Raw genomic sequence first — 17,675 nt, 5'->3', positions numbered from 1 at the left:
CGAATCATGGAAGAAAAAGATGTTACAGGGGTCGAAGATGAGAAGAATCTTGACGAACAAGATGAAAAGGAAGAGCAAACTGCCGACTCCGAAGTGACAACTGAAGAAGAAGGTACTGAACCTGATTCAGAAACAACCGAGCTAGAAGCAGAGTTGGCGAAAGTTCAACAAGAAAAAGAAGAGTTATACCAACGACTATTAAGAACACAAGCTGAATTTGATAACTACAAAAAACGTTCCATTAAAGAACGGGAAGCGGAGCGCAAGTATAAAGCACAGGATCTTGCTACAGAGCTTTTACCTGCAATCGATAATTTCGAGCGTGCTTTACAAGTAGAAACGACAGATGCTAACAAGAACTTGTTAGATGGAATTTCGATGGTATATAGACAGCTTGTGGATGCATTAAAATCACAAGGTGTTGAACCTATCGAAGCTGTTGGGAAAGAATTTGATCCCAATATTCATCAAGCCGTTATGCAGGTTGAGGAAGAAGGCTTTGAACCGAATACGGTAGTAGAGGAACTACAAAAGGGGTACATGATGAAGGATCGTGTAATCCGTCCTGCAATGGTAAAAGTAAACCAATAATTTAAAGAAGGCTATCTTGTCAAGGAGGAAATAATTCATGGGTAAAATCATCGGAATTGATTTAGGAACAACAAACTCTTGTGTTGCAGTTATGGAAGGTGGAGAAGCGGTTGTTATCCCTAATCCTGAAGGGAACCGTACGACACCATCAGCTGTAGCGTTTAAAAATGGAGAAAGACAGGTAGGGGAAGTAGCAAAACGCCAATCTATTACTAACCCGAATACGATTCTTTCTATTAAACGTCATATGGGTACAGATTATAAAGTAAAAGTTGAAGATAAAGAATATACACCTCAAGAAGTATCTGCTATTATTCTTCAACATTTAAAATCTTACGCAGAAGATTATATTGGTGAAAAAGTGGATAAGGCAGTTATTACAGTACCTGCATACTTTAATGACGCTGAACGCCAAGCTACGAAAGATGCTGGTAAAATTGCTGGTTTAGAAGTAGAGCGTATTATTAACGAACCAACAGCAGCTGCTTTAGCATATGGAATTGAAAAGTCAAATGAAGACCAAACTATCCTTGTTTACGACCTTGGTGGAGGTACTTTTGATGTATCCATCCTAGATATTGGTGAAGGTACATTTGAAGTAATTGCAACTGCAGGGGATAACCGACTAGGTGGAGATGATTTTGACGAAGTTATCATCGAGCATCTAGTTGCAGAATTCAAAAAAGAAAACGGAATTGACCTTGCAAAAGATAAAATGGCTATGCAACGTCTAAAAGATGCAGCTGAAAAAGCTAAGAAAGATTTATCAGGTGTTTCCCAAACACAAATCTCATTACCATTCATTACTGCAGGAGAAGCTGGTCCATTACATTTAGAGATGAACCTAACTCGTTCTAAGTTCGAAGAGTTATCTTCTGACCTAGTTGAACGTACAATGATCCCAACTCGTAAAGCATTACGCGATGCAGATTTAACTGCAAATGATATTGATAAAGTTATTTTAGTTGGTGGTTCAACACGTATTCCAGCAGTACAAGAAGCAATCAAACGTGAAATTGGTAAAGAACCATCTAAAGGGGTAAACCCAGACGAAGTAGTAGCATTAGGTGCTGCTATTCAAGGTGGTGTCTTACAAGGTGATGTGAAAGATGTTGTATTACTTGATGTAACACCACTTTCACTTGGTATTGAGACTATGGGTGGCGTATTTACGAAACTTATTGAACGTAATACAACAATCCCTACTAGTCATTCACAAGTGTTCTCAACAGCAGCTGATAATCAGACCGCTGTAGATATTCATGTTCTTCAAGGGGAACGTGAGATGGCAGCAGACAATAAAACACTTGGTCGCTTCCAATTAACGGATATCCCACCAGCACCAAGAGGAGTACCACAAATTGAGGTATCCTTTGATATCGATGCTAACGGTATCGTTAATGTACGTGCAAAAGACATGGGTACGAATAAAGAACAATCCATTACGATTAAATCTTCTTCCGGCTTATCAGATGAAGAAGTAGAACGTATGGTACAAGAAGCAGAGGAAAATGCGGAAGCTGATAAGAAGCGTCGTGAAGAAGTGGAGCTTCGTAATGAAGCAGAACAATTAATCTTTACAACCGATAAAACGCTAAAAGATTTAGCGGATAAAGTTTCGGATGAGGAAAAACAAAAAGCAGAAGCAGCTAAAGAAGAGTTGAAAAAAGCTGTAGAAGGTAATGACCTCGATGAAATTAAAGCGAAAAAAGAAGCGTTACAAGAACAAGTACAACAGTTATCTGTAAAGCTATATGAACAAATGGCTCAAGCAAACCAAGCTGGTCAAGAAGATGCAGCTCAAAACACGTCAGATGATGTAGTTGACGCTGATTACCAAGAAGTCGATGACGAAGAGAAAAAATAAGTAAATACGTGCACAAAAAAAGTCAAAGTCAGGACCTTCTTGACTTTGACTTTTTTAAGTTAAGTTGGTTCACCCCAATAGTTGGCAAGATGCTTCGTCGGTCACACACAAATTTCTTACGGATAATGAGGCCACTAGTTGAGTACGAGCAGAATATAGGAAGCTATCCTTATTTGTAAGTATCCAGTGTGTTAATCGATTGGACGATATGGTTTATTAACTAAATCTACTAAAGCACAAGCAATGAACCATTTGCCATCATAATGTTGTTAATGTTATGATTTACTCTATGTGAAAGTGATTCGGGAGAGTGATACAGAGTGTCAAAACGAGATTATTATGAAGTCTTAGGTATAGACAAAAGCGCATCTAAAGAAGAAATCAAAAAGGCATACCGCAAATTAGCTCGTAAATACCATCCAGACGTAAACAAAGAGCCAGATGCTGCTGATAAATTTAAAGAAGTGAAGGAAGCATACGAGACATTATCCAATGATCAAAAACGTGCACAATATGATCAATTCGGCCATGCCGGAATGAATGGAGGCCAAGGCTTTGGTGGCTTCGGTGGTTCTCAGGATTTTGGTGGATTTGGCGATATATTTGACATGTTCTTTGGTGGAGGGGGACGTAGAAGAGATCCGAACGCCCCACAACAAGGTGCAGACTTACAATATACGATGATATTAGATTTCGAGGAAGCTATCTTCGGAAAAGAAGCAGATATTACGATACCTAAAGATGAACAATGTGCTACATGTCATGGTTCTGGAGCAAAGCCTGGTACTAAGCCAGAAACATGTTCTCACTGTCATGGTTCAGGTCAATTAAATACCGAACAGAATACGCCATTTGGTCGTGTAGTAAACCGCCGAGTTTGTCATTATTGTGATGGATCTGGAAAGGTTATTAAGGAAAAATGTACAACATGTAGTGGCAAAGGTACTGTTAAAAAGAACAAAAAAATCCACATTACCATTCCTGCTGGTATTGATGATGGACAACAAATTCGTGTAGCAGGAAAAGGGGAACCAGGTAAGAACGGTGGTCCTAGTGGTGATTTATACGTTGTTATTCAAGTACGTAGCCATGAATTCTTTACTCGTGAAGGAGATCATATTTACTGTGAGCTACCATTAAACTTTGCACAAGCAGCTCTTGGTGATGAAGTAGAGGTTCCAACTGTCCATGGTAAGGTGAAGCTAAAAGTCCCTGCTGGTACTCAGACTGGTAAGGTATTTCGTCTAAAAGGTAAGGGAGCACCTAATGTAAGAGGTTATGGACAAGGAGATCAACATATTAAAGTTCGTGTTGTAACACCTACTAAATTAACCGATCGTCAGAAAGAATTATTACGAGAATTTAATGAGATTTCTGGTAATGGAAAAGCAGAGGAACAAGAGGATTCACTTTTCCAGAAATTCAAAAGAGCATTTAAAGGGGAATAGGATTTTAACCTAATTCCCTAATACATAACGATGATAGGAACCGGAATACAAGACTATAATGAAAAAGAAAAGAGTGAGATTTGCTTGAAATGGTCAGAGATTTGTATCCATACCACAAATGAAGCTATCGAACCGATTTCCAATATCCTACATGATTTGGGAGCAAGTGGTGTCGTTATTGAGGACCCGCTAGACTTAATCATTGAGAAGGACACGATGTATGGTGAGATTTTTGAGCTTGATGCGAATGATTATCCAGAAGAGGGTGTATATATAAAGGCTTATTTACCTACTAATAGCTCTTTAGGTGAGACAGTTGATGCAATCAAGTTAGCAGTAAATAATTTGAGAACCTTTGACATTGATCTTGGTGAAAATCAGATTACATTGAGCGAAGTAGATGAAGAGGATTGGTCAACAGCATGGAAGAAATATTATAAACCAGTGCACATTTCCGATAAAATTACCATTACGCCAACATGGGAAGAATATACACCAAAGTCTAAAGAAGAAATTGTTATTGAATTAGATCCTGGGATGGCATTTGGTACGGGGACACATCCAACCACGATTTTAAGTATTCGTGCATTAGAGAAATACCTTAAAGGCGATGAAACGGTAATCGATGTTGGATGTGGTTCGGGTGTACTTAGTATTGCCTCTGCATTTCTAGGTGCTAAGGAAATTTATGCGTATGATTTAGACGAAATTGCTGTGACTAGTACGACAATGAATGCAAAAGTCAATCAAGTTGATCAATTAATCCATACGAAACAAAATAATTTGTTGCAGGATGTTCATATGAAGGTGGATGTCATTGTTTCTAACATATTAGCAGAAATCATTGTTCGATTTATTAAGGAAGCATGGGATAATCTCATTCAGGGTGGTTATTTTATTACTTCTGGCATCATTCAAGCGAAAAAGGAAATGGTCTTAGAGCAGCTAGAGGATCAGGGGTTTGAAATAATCGAAATTAATGAACTGGAAGACTGGGTTTCTGTAGTAGCGAAGAAAAAGTAGGTGCTTTTTTATGCAAAGGTACTTTGTTCCAACAGAAAATTGGAGAAATGATACTGTAGTAATTGCTGGTGATGATGCTCACCACATAGTAAGAGTAATGCGTATGCAGGTAGATGACCGGATAATATGTAATCCACCAGATTCAAAGGGAGCTATTTGTAAAATTGTACAAATGGATACGGATTCCGTAACTGCAGAAGTTGTAGAGTGGTTAGAAAGGGATAGCGAGCTACCTGTCTATGTAACCATTGCCCAAGGCTTACCGAAGGGCGATAAAATGGATTTGGTGCTACAAAAGGGAACCGAACTCGGTGCAAGTGCTTTTATCCCTTTTCAGGCTGATAGAACTGTTGTAAAATGGGATGCTAAGAAAGAAGAAAAGAAATTAACACGTTACCGTAAAATTATAAAAGAAGCAAGTGAGCAATCCCACCGCAATCATTTACCAGAAATTAAGCCAGCAATGAAGTTGAAGCAGCTTATTGAGGAAAGTAACACCTATCATGTACGACTTTTCGCATATGAAGAAGAGGCAAAAACGGCTTCTTTCCAATCATTTGCAAGTGTTGTAAGTAAGCTAAACAAGGGAGACCGAGTTATAATATGTATTGGTCCAGAGGGTGGCTTTTCAACTGATGAAGTTGATATATTGAAAGAACATCACTTTCTCCCTGTTCGATTAGGTCCTAGAATTTTAAGGACCGAGACAGCTGCTTTATACGCACTGGCTAGTATTTCATACCATTTGGAAGAATTGGAGGACTAGTAATGCCAACAGTTGCATTTCACACATTAGGGTGTAAGGTAAATCATTATGAAACAGAAGGAATATGGCGGATGTTTAAGGAGCAAGGTTATGAACGTGTCGATTTTGACCATGATTCCGATGTCTATGTTATTAATACGTGTACCGTAACGAACTCAGGAGACAAAAAAAGTAGACAAATTATTAGAAGAGCTGTTCGTAAAAATCCCGATGGTATTGTCTGTGTTACAGGATGCTATGCACAAACGTCACCTGGTGAGATATTAGAAATACCTGGTGTGGATGTTGTAGTCGGTACGCAAGATCGTAAAAATATGATTCAATATATTGAAGATCATAAGAAAACGAAAGAGCCAATTAATGGTGTGTCAAACATCATGAAAAATCGCGTATTTGAGGAAATGGACGTTCCAGAATTCTCTGATAGAACACGTGCCTCATTGAAAATTCAAGAAGGTTGTAATAACTTTTGTACATTCTGTATTATTCCATGGTCTAGAGGGTTATTACGTTCAAGAGACCCTGAGAGTGTATTAGATCAAGCTCAAAAATTAGTAGATGCTGGCTATAAAGAGATTGTATTGACAGGAATTCATACTGCTGGCTACGGGGAAGATTTAAATGACTACAACTTTGCAATGCTTTTACGTGATTTAGAGTCTAAAGTTGAAGGATTACAACGGATAAGGGTATCTTCAATTGAAGCGAGTCAGATTACCGATGAAGTCATTGATGTATTAGACCAATCGGAGAAGATCGTGCGTCATTTACATATCCCATTACAATCTGGTTCTGACTCTGTTTTAAAACGGATGAGAAGAAAGTATTCAACAGATTATTATTATCAAAAAGTAGAGAAAATACGTCGTGCTTTACCAGATCTCGCGATTACTTCTGATGTTATTGTTGGATTCCCTGGAGAAACAGAAGAAGAGTTTATGGAAACTTATAATTTTATTAAAAAAGTTGGTTATTCCGAGCTACATGTATTCCCGTTTTCTCGCAGAACAGGGACGCCTGCTGCTAGAATGGAAGACCAAGTGGACGAAGATGTGAAAAATGAGCGAGTTCAACGGATGATAGACCTATCAGAGGAACTAGCAAAAGCATATGCATCTCGATATGAAAACGAAGTACTTGAAGTAATTCCAGAAGAACGTGCACCAGAAGAGGATAATCCGAATATGTTAGTCGGCTATACGGATAACTATCTTAAAGTGAAGTTTGAAGGTACACCTGATATGATCGGAAAAATTGTCCGTGTAAAAATAACAAAATCAGGTTATCCATATAACGAGGGTACTTTTGTAAGAATTATGGAACATGCCACCCATGGTAAAATAAAAATGAATGCCTAGTCATAAGACTGGGCATTTTATTTAGCGAATAACCGAAAATAAATAGCTTTTTATTTTAGAAAATGCTATGATACCAAAGAGGTACGTACAACTGATAAAGGGGAGTTAACCATGATACAAAATTTAGAAAAATATATTGATCATACGCTTTTAAAGCCAGATACAACAAAAAACAGTATTCTAAAGATTGTAGAAGAAGCGAAAGAATACAAATTTGCATCCGTTTGTGTTAATCCACATTGGGTATCCTTATGTTATGAGTATTTAAAAGATACGGAAGTAAAAGTATGTACAGTAATCGGTTTTCCATTAGGAGCAACATCTACTGAAGTAAAAGTATTTGAAACAAAACAAGCCATTTCTGATGGTGCTACTGAAGTAGATATGGTCATTAACATTGGAGAATTGAAATCAGGTAATGATGAATTAGTTAAGCAAGATATTCAAGCTGTAGTTGAGGCTGCTAAAGGACAAGCATTAACGAAAGTAATCATCGAAACATCACTACTATCAGATGATGAAAAAGTACGTGCTTGTAAACTAGCTAAAGAAGCTGGAGCTGACTTTGTAAAAACTTCAACAGGTTTCTCTGGAGGAGGCGCAACCGTTGAAGATATTACGTTAATGCGTAAAACAGTCGGACCGGATATGGGAGTAAAAGCATCTGGTGGAGTACGTGACTTAGCTGGAGCAGAAGCCATGATTAGTGCGGGTGCGACAAGAATTGGTGCTAGTGCAGGAGTAGACATTATCAATGGTAATCAAGGGACTTCTGATTATTAATGGTATTGCCTAAATAATAGTAGTCACAAACTGAAAGAGAAAGAAAAAAACACGAACAAGAAATAATCAGTTGACCGATGTTTCGTGTTATATTATAATTACAAAAGGCGTGTGATATGTCATTCGTCTTTATAATCTGTTTTATGCTTCGGAGGGAGGGAAATTAGCATGTCAAATACAACTCGCGTTCGTAAAAACGAGTCTCTTGAGGATGCTCTTCGTCGCTTTAAACGTAGTGTTGCAAAAAGTGGGACACTACAAGAATATCGTAAGCGTGAACACTATGAAAAACCTAGCGTTCGTCGTAAAAAGAAATCTGAAGCTGCTAGAAAGCGTAAATTCTAAAGAAGGTGCTAGAAGATGTCATTACTTACACAGTTGAACGATGATATGAAGCAAGCGATGAAGAGTAAGGACAAAGAAAAACTTAGTGTGATTCGCATGGTTAAAGCTTCATTACAGAACGAATCGATAAAGCTTGGTAAAAGTGATTTATCGGAAGACGAAGAATTATCAATTTTATCAAGAGAAATGAAACAAAGAAAAGATTCCCTCCAAGAATTTAAATCAGCTGGACGCGATGATCTTGTTGAAAAACTTGAAACGGAAATCAAAATCATTCAAGAATATATGCCTAAACAACTTTCAGATGAAGAGCTTTCGGCTATTATTCAAGAAACGATTCAAGAAACTGGTGCATCTTCAAAAAAAGATATGGGTAAAGTGATGAGTGCGGTTATGCCAAAAGTAAAAGGTAAAGCTGATGGCTCTAAAATTAATAAATTAGTTCAAGAATTCTTGAATTAGTATACCCTAGAAACCCTTGCTGATAGGCAAGGGTTTTTTACTTAAATGGGAACTTTAAAATGTAAAGTGTTATTGGATTTTGCTTAAGACCGTCTTTTTTTCCTTATACATAATGGTAGGTATGAATTTTATATCCTATCCTTTCTCATATCCCTACCGTTCCACCATCAAATTATGATACTATTTACTATAGTTAATAACATTTTTAAATCTTTTTTGAAACCTTACTTAGACTCACAACGTATGAATAGGTGTATAAAGGAGGTGCCATCATTGCCGAAAAAACGATTGATACTCTATATTGCCATATTCGCTACTTTGTTTTTATCGGTATTTTCACCTAATACTGGAGAAGTAGCACATGCGGATGAACAGGGTGGGGGTAAGCTTATCTATGTCATCCCGATTGAAAATGATGTGGAACGGGGATTAGAAGCCTTTCTATCTAGAACAACTAAAGAGGCTGTAGAAGCTGGTGCAGATCACATTATTTTTGAGATTAATACTCCAGGTGGAAGCGTGCAAGCGGCTGATAATATTGGAACGATTATTGCTGATTTAGATATTCCAACAACATCATTTATTATTAGTCAAGCCCTATCTGCTGGATCTTATATAGCGCTTCATACCGATAACATATATATGACTCCAAGAGCTACGATGGGAGCAAGTGGCGTTATTAATTCAGATGGGACTGCGGCTGACAAGAAAGCACAGTCAGCTTGGCTAAAGGCCATGACTAGTGCCGCTGAGGCTGGTGGAAGAGACCCTCTATATGCAGCTGCCATGGCAGATTCTAGTATTGATTTACCTGAACTAGATGCACCGGAGGGAGAATTTTTAACCTTAACACCACAAGAAGCGGTGGAAGTCGGATATGCTGAAGGAATTGTATCCCACCGTACTGAATTGCTGCATGAGCTAGGATTATCGAATGCAACTATTATTCAAACAGAAACTACTCTTGCAGAGAACATAGCTAGATTTATAACGAACCCAATCGTTATTTCCATCCTATTATCACTAGCAGGATTGGGATTAATTGTTGAACTGTATTCCCCAGGATTTGGTGTGCCAGGTAGTATAGGAATAATCTCATTAGTATTATTTTTCTATGGTCATGTGGTCGCAGGACTTGCCGGGATGGAGGCAATTATTATCTTAGTTATCGGTATAGCACTTCTCATTGCTGAATTTTTTGTTCCAGGTGGTATATTAGGCTTATTAGGAGTTGGTGCCATAATTGGTTCAATCTTTATGTCAGGTGCTAATATTGGACATATGACGATAAGTGTTGCAATTGCTTTACTAGTTGTCATTATTGCATCTGTTATCTTATTTAGAAGAGTAGGTCTGGATAAAGGCGTGTTTCGTCATGTCATACTTCGGGACCGCACAACTACAGAGTTAGGCTATGTTTCTAATGAAAATCGGCTTGAATTAATTGGTATGGTAGGTGTCACAGCGACAGCTCTGAGACCTTCTGGAGTGGCTATCTTCGGGAAAGACAGAGTGGATGTTGTATCGGAAGGTAGTTTTATTCAAGCGAATGTACCAGTTAAAGTAGTAAAAGTTGAAGGAGCACGTATACTTGTTAGGGAATTATAAGGTTAATTAATAACCTATAAGATAAATAAACTTTAGGAGGAAATTTATATGGATCCACAAGAATACATTTTTCCGGTGATTTTAATCGCTGTGATCTTGATTGCAATTGCAATCCTATTTACTTTTATACCTGTTACACTCTGGATTAGTGCATTAGCTGCTGGTGTTCGAGTAGGTATACTTCAATTAATCGGAATGCGTCTACGCCGAGTGGTACCTAGTCGAGTAATTAACCCATTAATTAAAGCACACAAGGCAGGACTTGATGTTAAAACAAATCAACTGGAAAGTCACTACTTAGCTGGTGGTAATGTTGATAGAGTGGTAAATGCTTTAATCGCTGCACATCGTGCGAATATTGAGTTATCATTTGAACGTGCTGCGGCTATTGACCTTGCTGGTCGTGATGTATTAGAAGCAGTACAAATGAGTGTTAATCCTGAAGTAATTGAGACACCATTTATTGCTGGTATTGCCATGGATGGTATCGAGGTAAAAGCAAAAGCAAGAATTACAGTACGTGCTAACATCGACCGCCTAGTAGGGGGTGCTGGTGAAGAAACCATCATCGCCCGTGTTGGGGAAGGTGTCGTAAGTACAATAGGTAGTTCAGAAACACATGCAAAAGTTTTAGAAAACCCAGATTCTATTTCACATACTGTTCTTTCTAAAGGCTTAGATGCTGGTACAGCATTCGAAATTCTATCGATTGATATTGCAGATGTTGATATCGGTAAGAACATTGGAGCGATTTTACAAACTGACCAAGCAGAGGCAGATAAAAATATTGCTCAGGCGAAAGCCGAAGAACGTCGTGCAATGGCGGTAGCACAAGAACAAGAAATGGTAGCGCGTGTACAAGAAATGCGTGCGAAAGTGGTGGAAGCAGAAGCGGAAGTACCACTTGCACTTGCAGAGGCATTACGTTCTGGAAAATTAGGTGTGATGGATTATTTGAATTACGAAAATATTAATGCAGACACTGATATGCGTGATTCTATTGGAAAATTATCTAAAGAAAACAATGATGAGAACAAGTAATTTAGTTGCTATTAACAGGAAGGGGGGACATGATGGAAGAAATATTAAATTTTTTACCTCTCATTGCCATTATCCTCTTTGGGATTATTAAAGGAACGATTGGGAACAATGAGCAAAATGAGAAAAAGCAACGAACACCAAGTCGACCAACGAATGTACCTAGACCAAATCCTACCCCTTCAGGAGGTCAAGAGAGAACGCGGAGTACGACTCAAAGAACTGCTCCAGTGCAACCTTCTATTGAAGAACAGCAAAAGCAGCAAATGGAACAGTTAAAAAGCAGAATGAATACTGGATCTAAGGTGAATCTTGATGACATAAGTCAACAGGATGTAGGATTAGGATCTAGTATACAGGATGCGATTAAGCATCAGGCTACGAACAAGGTAGCTGAAAATAAAGAGAAATTTAAGAAAGAGGTAAAGACTGGCCTTAATCGACGTGGATTAGTACAAGGCATCATTATGTCGGAGGTGCTAGGCCCACCAAGAGCAAGGAAGCCTTACCAAAATGTAATAACAGAGAGAAAAAGACATATATCACGATAATGAAACCCAAAAGCATCCTTATGATGCTTTTGGGTTTTTTAGTTCTTAACTGTTTTAGTTTCTCATAAATATGTATGTGAGAGGGGGCTCGCATCTGTGAAGAAATTACAACAACGATTACGACCATGGCTAGTAAAATACCTCGCATTGCCTTCTGATGTTGTAATGGAACTACCAAGAATAACGATTATTGGCCAAATACATGTATACATTGAAAATCATAAAGGACTCGCCGTATTCACGGACGACGAATTAAGGTTAAAAACAACAAAGGGCTATATCCAAATAAAAGGATCGTCATTTGTATTAAAGATGATGTTACCAGAAGAAATATTACTGGAAGGAAACATAACAGATGTTAAGTTTATTCCAGGATAAACGTTAGTAAATGGGAGGACGAAATGAAACAGATACAGGGGTCATATTTCAAGGGATATGTAAGAATTGTGGTAAAAGGTCGTTTGCCAGATCATTTTTTCCAAGCATGTGCCAATCGTGGTATTACCGTATGGAATATTAAAAGAGAAGGTAACGAAACGTGTAGTGGTAATGTTAAGCTATCTGATATAGCTAGAGTGAAACAATTAAGACGTGAAAAAAAATATAAGATTACGTTTGAACAGCGGAAAGGTTACCCATTTATAATAAGTCGCTTTATAAAAAGAAGAGAATTTGTTCTATCGCTTGTGATGAGCATATTAATGATTCTTTTTATGTCCAATATCATTTGGAAAGTAGAGGTTACGGGTGATTTACCTATCGAAATTGAAGAAAAAATCGCCAAACAACTAGATGAGTATGGTATTCATCCAGGTGCTTGGATTTTTACATTAGATTCACCGGGAATTATCCAGCAGAAACTAACCAATGACATTCCTGAATTGCTTTGGGTTGGTGTCAGGCAAAAAGGGACAACCTTTCAATTAGAAGGAGTAGAAAAAATTGTTGTTAAAGAGGAAGAAATAGGGGGACCGAGAGATTTGGTGGCGACAAAGAAGGGTGTTATCAAGAAAATGTATGTCGCGAAAGGCTTACCAAAAGTGGAAATTAATGATTACGTGCAGCCTGGACAAGTTCTAGTTTCGGGTACATTAAATGAAGTAGCACAGAATCAGGATGATGAGGAAGAAAAGAAAAATGATTCGATAGTCGTACCAGCAGAAGGTGAAATTATTGCTAGAACATGGTACGAAATGAATGTTAGTATTCCATTAAATCAAAATTATGAACTTGTTACTGGTCAACAGGAGAAAAAATATTATATAGGCATTCGTGACTTTAAATTACCAGTATGGGGATTCGGAACACCAGAATATGAGGCAATTCACTATGAAAGCATCGAAACGCCAATAAAATTTATAAAATGGGATTTACCGTTAAAAATAATAGAAACAACTTTAAGTGAAAAACAGTATCACGAGTTAGAACGAACGAAGGAACAGGCAAGAAAAGCAGGTATCGAACAAGCGAAAGAGGAGCTTCAACTACAGCTTGGACCGGAGGCTAAGATTGTATCAGAAAAAGTTTTGCATGAATCTGTAGAGAATGGTAAAGTTAAATTAGAATTATATATGACAGTTGAGGAAAATATTGCTAAAGCACAACCTATAACTCAAGGAGATTGAATATGCCTGATAACTTAAACGCAATTGATATTGAACTAACCAATCCAGAAGAGGCTCTCGAGCTTTTTGGGAATAATGACAGATACTTAAAACATATTGAAGAAAAACTTAACGTCTCTATTATAACAAGAGGAGAGAAAATTAGTGTTTCTGGAACTGATAGTGATATTGCAATTGTACAGGATATCCTTTTAACCCTTCTAAACGTGGTTCGTAAGGGAATAACAATAGCTGAGCGTGATATTGTTTATGCGATTGAGCTTGCAAAGGAAGGAAGAATCAATCAATTTGAAACGCTATTTGAGGATGTCATCACAAAAAATGTTAAAGGAAAGTCCATTCGAATTAAAACCCTTGGACAAAAAAGCTATATAGCAGCCATAAGAGAGAATGATTTAGTATTTGGTATCGGTCCTGCAGGTACAGGTAAAACATATCTTGCCGTTGTTATGGCTGTTCAAGCTCTTAAGAATGGTCAAGTAAAGCGAATCATTTTAACTAGACCAGCTGTTGAAGCAGGTGAAAGCTTAGGATTTTTACCTGGTGATTTGAAGGAGAAGGTTGATCCTTACTTAAGACCATTGTATGATGCATTAAATGATGTATTAGGAGCAGAGCATACACTGCGGTTAATCGAAAGAGAGACAATTGAGATTGCTCCTCTAGCCTATATGAGAGGACGCACACTAGATGATGCCTTTGTTATATTAGATGAAGCGCAGAATACAACGCCAGAACAAATGAAGATGTTCCTGACTCGACTAGGTTTTGGTTCGAAAATGGTTATAACTGGTGATGTAACACAAATTGACTTACCAAAAGGGAAAAAATCTGGACTACATGTGGCAGAGAAAATGTTAGGCGCTATAACAGGAATTTCTTTTGTCCATCTCACACAAACAGACGTAGTGAGACATCCATTGGTACAGCGAATCATAGATGCATACGAAAAAAGCAACAAGATTGATTAGTCTAGGAGACCCGTTTGGAGGGTCTTATTTCTTTATTTTTCGAAATAATGAATTACTTGATGGGAAATATGAAGATAAAGAGGTGAAATCATGAATTCGTTTAAGAATATTATAGAATATATCATGAAAATAAGAAGCAAATTTCTACGTATTGTTGTACCGATTATCGCATTAAGCCTTTATTTTTTTCTATTATCCTTTAATAATGTATACACGGAAACATATGATATTGAACCTCTGACAACAGCAAGAGAAACGATTCGTTCACCAATCACCATAGAAAATCAACAAGAGACGAAGAGAAAGACTAGAGAAGTTTATCAGTCCGTGCAGGATCGATTTGATATTTCAACAGAAATTGCCCAGGAACAGATTGGATACATAGAAGAGATTTTTAATGCTGTAGATAAATTAGAAGCGGAATCCATGAAGGAGGATGAAAGCGACGTACCAGCTCCTTTAAACAATCGCGAAAAAGTAGAGCGATTAAAACAATTACTATCCAACAGTATAACGGAAAAAGTGGATGACAGTGTATTTCTTAGGTTAATTGATGTATCACCTGAGGAAAGAGAACAAGGGGAAGAACTGTTCATTACCTATGTTCAAGAGGTATACGAGACTGGTGTACGAACAGCGAATATGAATAGTGCTATCGAAAGTATTAAAGAAAATATTCGCTATTCTACATTAGATGATAATTTAATTGAGGCGTTACAAGAACTGACCGAATTTGTTATTGTTGAGAACTCTTTCTACGATGCTGATAAGACAGAAGAGGCAAGAAAACAGGCAGCTAGTACGGTCGAGCCAGTTATGATTAATGCTGGTGAAGTAATTGTTAGAGAAGGAGAGACCATAACAAATGAAGTTTATGAAAAACTTCAATTAGTTGGACTTTTAAATGAAGACCGTAATGTATTTCCAGTTATCGGATTAGCCATTCTCATTATATTGATTGGATCGATCATTTTTTATGAGATGAACCGAATCGATAATTATAAGAGACTGGATAAAGGAGCAATTGCTTCAATCTTATTAATCAGCTTTTTCGTTGTTTCTTTAATGAAAACGATTAGTCTATTTACGACACATGCTAATGAGCTCTTCTTTATTGTGCCTGTAGCAACTGGGGTTCTCTTAGTTAAGCAGCTAATCAATGAACGATTAGCTATCGTGTTAACCGCATTATATGCTATTCTTGGTGGTATTATATTTAATGGGCAAATACCAGGTACACTTAACATAGAAGCGGTTGTCTATTTCTTTTTCTCACAATTTGCAGCAATCGTATGCTTGATGAATGTTAAGGATCGATTATCGATTGTTCGATCTGGTATTGGAATGTCCATTGCGAATATTGTTACGATACTATTATTTGTATTCTTGTCCTTTGAAAAATATTCATTAGCTGATTTATTACTATTATCTGGATATGGTTTAGCTTCTGCTTTTTTATCAGCTGTCTTAACCATCGGCTTACTGCCATTTTTTGAAACAGGTCTTGGTATACTATCTGATATAAAGCTATTACAATTATCGAGTCCGAATCAACCATTACTCAAAAAAATCTTAACAGAAGCTCCAGGAACGTACCATCACTCCATTATGGTTGCTAATTTAAGTGAAACCGCATGTGATGCTATTGGGGCAAATGGTTTATTAGCTAGAGTAGCTGCTTATTATCATGATATTGGCAAAACCGTAAGACCGCATTATTTTATTGAAAATCAATTGTCTATTAAAAATCCACATGACGTGATTTCACCTGAGCAGAGTGCTGAAATTATTATACGCCATCCTTATGATGGTGCAGAACTACTCAAGAAGCATCGTATGCCTAAGGAGATTATCGATGTCGCAATGCAACATCATGGTACGACATTGTTAAAGTATTTTTATTTCAAAGAGAAAGAACAGAACCCAACAACAAGAGAAGCAGATTTCCGGTACCCCGGTCCGAAACCGCAAACTAAAGAGGCTGCTGTCATATCTATTTGTGATTCTGTAGAAGCGGCGGTACGTTCATTACAGGAACCTACTGAAGAAAAAATTGAAGAAATCGTATCCAATATTGTAAATGAGCGATTAATGGATGGACAATTAGATGAATGTCCGCTAACAATTAAAGAAGTGAAAATTGTCCATCAAACCATTTGTGAAACATTAAAAGGAATCTTTCACTCTAGAATTCAATATCCAACAAAGGAGGCAAAATAATGGATATAGATTTTCAAGATAATACCAATTCGGTGTTAGAAGATGAAATTAAATTAATTACAGGATTACTAGAAATTGCTGCTAAAAAGGAAGCCGTACCGAATCATGCTGAGGTTTCGGTTACGTTTGTGAATAACGAGGAAATACAAGAGATTAATCGAGATTATCGTAACTTAGATAAGCCAACCGATGTTATCTCATTCGCATTAGAAGAAACTGTAGATGACGAAGTAGAGATCGTTGGAGAAGATTTACCAGTTGTGCTAGGTGATATTATCATTTCAGTTGAAAGAGCAAAAGAACAAGCGGCAGATTACAATCATTCCTATGAAAGAGAATTAGGCTTTTTAGCTGTGCATGGTTTTCTACATCTATTAGGTTATGATCATATGACGAAAGAAGATGAGAAGGTTATGTTTCAAAAACAAGAGGAAATACTAGGTGAATTTAACCTTGGAAGGTAAAAGGAAATCTATCGGCTTTACCTATGCTTTAAATGGGTTAAAGGAAGTGTTCCAATCAGAACATAACTTTCGCTTGCATATGCTATCGATTGTTCTAGTGGTCATTGCTGGATGTTATTTCGATATTGACACTATAGAGTGGTTGGCTGTTATCATTGTAATGGGTCTCGTGGTTACCACTGAAATGGTAAACACAGCAATTGAAGAAATAATCAACTATGTTAAACCTGAGATCCACCCAGCGGCTAAGAAGATAAAAGATATAGCAGCAGGCGCGGTTCTAATCGCTTCTCTCACCGCTCTAATCGTGGGGGTTGTCATCTTTATTCCGAAAATATTTTAAGGATACAAAGCAGTAACGAACTTACTTAGGAAAAATTCAGGCCTATTGGATATTCTTCAATAGGTCTGTTTTTTGTCTCGATAGATATAGGCATTCCTAATGGTAAAGATTCCATCACAATTAGATTGCTTACTTGTGGCTGTTCCTTTACAACAAGTATTTGGAGAAAGGGATAAGTATGGCACTTACCTTGCTGAATCATCATAAAGTAA

At 37.4% G+C, this 17,675-nt stretch carries 18 protein-coding genes; all 18 read left to right on the top strand.

Annotated elements, in window-relative coordinates:
- The first annotated feature begins 6 nt into the window (after nt 1–6).
- On the top strand, nt 7–591 hold the full coding sequence (gene grpE / locus AAIB49_RS03095; protein ID WP_339214604.1) for a nucleotide exchange factor GrpE: 585 nt from the start codon (nt 7–9) through the stop codon (nt 589–591).
- 37 nt (nt 592–628) lie between these two features.
- Nucleotides 629–2,458, top strand: coding sequence for a molecular chaperone DnaK (gene dnaK / locus AAIB49_RS03090; protein ID WP_343457187.1), 1,830 nt, complete (start codon nt 629–631; stop codon nt 2,456–2,458).
- Between the two features lie 320 nt (nt 2,459–2,778).
- The gene (gene dnaJ / locus AAIB49_RS03085; protein ID WP_339214606.1) at nt 2,779–3,906 is read left to right on the top strand and encodes a molecular chaperone DnaJ; all 1,128 of its coding nucleotides are present in this window, start codon (nt 2,779–2,781) and stop codon (nt 3,904–3,906) included.
- 84 nt (nt 3,907–3,990) lie between these two features.
- Nucleotides 3,991–4,929 (top strand): 50S ribosomal protein L11 methyltransferase, encoded by a 939-nt coding sequence (gene prmA, locus AAIB49_RS03080; RefSeq protein WP_339217958.1) that lies wholly within the window; start codon nt 3,991–3,993, stop codon nt 4,927–4,929.
- A 10-nt stretch (nt 4,930–4,939) separates the two neighbouring features.
- Nucleotides 4,940–5,695 (top strand): 16S rRNA (uracil(1498)-N(3))-methyltransferase, encoded by a 756-nt coding sequence (locus tag AAIB49_RS03075; RefSeq protein ID WP_339214607.1) that lies wholly within the window; start codon nt 4,940–4,942, stop codon nt 5,693–5,695.
- A gap of 2 nt (nt 5,696–5,697) precedes the next feature.
- Nucleotides 5,698–7,053, top strand: coding sequence for a tRNA (N(6)-L-threonylcarbamoyladenosine(37)-C(2))-methylthiotransferase MtaB (gene mtaB, locus AAIB49_RS03070; RefSeq protein ID WP_339214608.1), 1,356 nt, complete (start codon nt 5,698–5,700; stop codon nt 7,051–7,053).
- A 111-nt stretch (nt 7,054–7,164) separates the two neighbouring features.
- Nucleotides 7,165–7,836 (top strand): deoxyribose-phosphate aldolase, encoded by a 672-nt coding sequence (gene deoC / locus AAIB49_RS03065; RefSeq protein ID WP_339214610.1) that lies wholly within the window; start codon nt 7,165–7,167, stop codon nt 7,834–7,836.
- A gap of 168 nt (nt 7,837–8,004) precedes the next feature.
- Nucleotides 8,005–8,181 (top strand): 30S ribosomal protein S21, encoded by a 177-nt coding sequence (rpsU, locus tag AAIB49_RS03060; protein ID WP_042145999.1) that lies wholly within the window; start codon nt 8,005–8,007, stop codon nt 8,179–8,181.
- 15 nt (nt 8,182–8,196) lie between these two features.
- On the top strand, nt 8,197–8,643 hold the full coding sequence (locus AAIB49_RS03055; protein ID WP_186869953.1) for a GatB/YqeY domain-containing protein: 447 nt from the start codon (nt 8,197–8,199) through the stop codon (nt 8,641–8,643).
- A 273-nt stretch (nt 8,644–8,916) separates the two neighbouring features.
- Nucleotides 8,917–10,251, top strand: a complete 1,335-nt coding sequence (locus tag AAIB49_RS03050; RefSeq protein ID WP_343457186.1) for an NfeD family protein — start codon at nt 8,917–8,919, stop codon at nt 10,249–10,251.
- 48 nt (nt 10,252–10,299) lie between these two features.
- Complete coding sequence (gene floA, locus AAIB49_RS03045; protein ID WP_186869951.1) at nt 10,300–11,292, top strand: flotillin-like protein FloA; 993 nt, start codon at nt 10,300–10,302, stop codon at nt 11,290–11,292.
- A 32-nt stretch (nt 11,293–11,324) separates the two neighbouring features.
- Complete coding sequence (locus AAIB49_RS03040) at nt 11,325–11,840, top strand: hypothetical protein (protein ID WP_339214614.1); 516 nt, start codon at nt 11,325–11,327, stop codon at nt 11,838–11,840.
- Between the two features lie 96 nt (nt 11,841–11,936).
- Nucleotides 11,937–12,218 (top strand): sporulation protein YqfC, encoded by a 282-nt coding sequence (gene yqfC / locus AAIB49_RS03035; protein ID WP_186869949.1) that lies wholly within the window; start codon nt 11,937–11,939, stop codon nt 12,216–12,218.
- A 23-nt stretch (nt 12,219–12,241) separates the two neighbouring features.
- The gene (gene yqfD / locus AAIB49_RS03030) at nt 12,242–13,465 is read left to right on the top strand and encodes a sporulation protein YqfD (RefSeq protein ID WP_339214617.1); all 1,224 of its coding nucleotides are present in this window, start codon (nt 12,242–12,244) and stop codon (nt 13,463–13,465) included.
- A gap of 2 nt (nt 13,466–13,467) precedes the next feature.
- Entirely contained in the window at nt 13,468–14,436 is a 969-nt protein-coding gene (locus AAIB49_RS03025; RefSeq protein WP_339214618.1) for a PhoH family protein, read from the top strand.
- 90 nt (nt 14,437–14,526) lie between these two features.
- The gene (locus AAIB49_RS03020) at nt 14,527–16,656 is read left to right on the top strand and encodes an HD family phosphohydrolase (RefSeq protein WP_339214620.1); all 2,130 of its coding nucleotides are present in this window, start codon (nt 14,527–14,529) and stop codon (nt 16,654–16,656) included.
- Nucleotides 16,656–17,120, top strand: a complete 465-nt coding sequence (gene ybeY, locus AAIB49_RS03015) for an rRNA maturation RNase YbeY (RefSeq protein WP_339214622.1) — start codon at nt 16,656–16,658, stop codon at nt 17,118–17,120. The genes AAIB49_RS03020 and ybeY overlap by 1 nt, the downstream gene beginning before the upstream one ends.
- Nucleotides 17,098–17,463 carry a diacylglycerol kinase family protein gene (locus AAIB49_RS03010; RefSeq protein WP_339214624.1) on the top strand — a complete coding sequence of 122 codons (366 nt, stop codon included), beginning with the start codon at nt 17,098–17,100 and terminating at the stop codon, nt 17,461–17,463. Before ybeY ends, AAIB49_RS03010 begins: the two co-directional genes overlap by 23 nt.
- The last annotated feature ends 212 nt before the right edge of the window (nt 17,464–17,675 follow it).

Source organism: Ornithinibacillus proteolyticus (assembly GCF_039581225.1).
Taxonomy (GTDB): Bacteria; Bacillota; Bacilli; order Bacillales; family Amphibacillaceae; genus Ornithinibacillus; species Ornithinibacillus massiliensis.
The sequence above is the reverse complement of the archived record's forward strand: the minus strand, read 5'-3'. Positions and strand labels throughout refer to the sequence as shown.